This window comes from Paralimibaculum aggregatum (assembly GCF_030270585.1).
Taxonomy (GTDB): Bacteria; Pseudomonadota; Alphaproteobacteria; order Rhodobacterales; family Rhodobacteraceae; genus Thermohalobaculum; species Thermohalobaculum aggregatum.
Genome location: NZ_BSYI01000141.1, coordinates 1 through 512 on the forward strand (window position 1 = coordinate 1; position 512 = coordinate 512).

General features: G+C 69.1%; 1 protein-coding gene. It reads right to left on the minus strand.

Annotation, left to right across the window (positions count from 1 at the left end; translation table 11 throughout):
• The coding region (locus QSJ97_RS24675) for an SdrD B-like domain-containing protein (protein WP_285675156.1) at window positions 1-512 on the minus strand (512 nt) is incomplete at both ends.

Here is a 512-nt window from a genome sequence, read left to right on the forward strand (position 1 = left end):
GTGAAGACCCCGGTGCCGGCGTCGTAGGTGGTGACGCCCTGGTTGTCGATCGCGTCGAGCCGCGCCCCCGCCGCCGCCGAGATCAGGCCGGAGACCCCGATCAGCGCATCCGCCGCCACCTCGTAGCAGGCGGTGCCGGCATCGATGTCGATCACGTCCTCGCCCGCGGCGACCGAAAAGGCATCGCTCATGCCCCCGGCATCGACATCCGAGTCGATGTCGTCCGAGACATTGCCGTCGACATCCCTGGTGACGAGGCGCACGCCGTCGATCATCACCGCATAGTCGCCCGGCGCCACGTCCGCGAAGAGATAGCCGCCGGTATCGTCGGTCTGGGTGCTGGCCTCGACCACGTCGTCGGCGGTGCCGAAGCTGCCGTCATCGCCCGCCGAGAGCAGCCTGACCTCGCGGCCCGCCACGCCAGGCTCGTCATCGTCGAGGCTGTTGCCGTTCTTGTCGCAGAAATACCGCCCCGAGACCGTGCCCGGGAGGATCTCCACCAGCCCGGCATC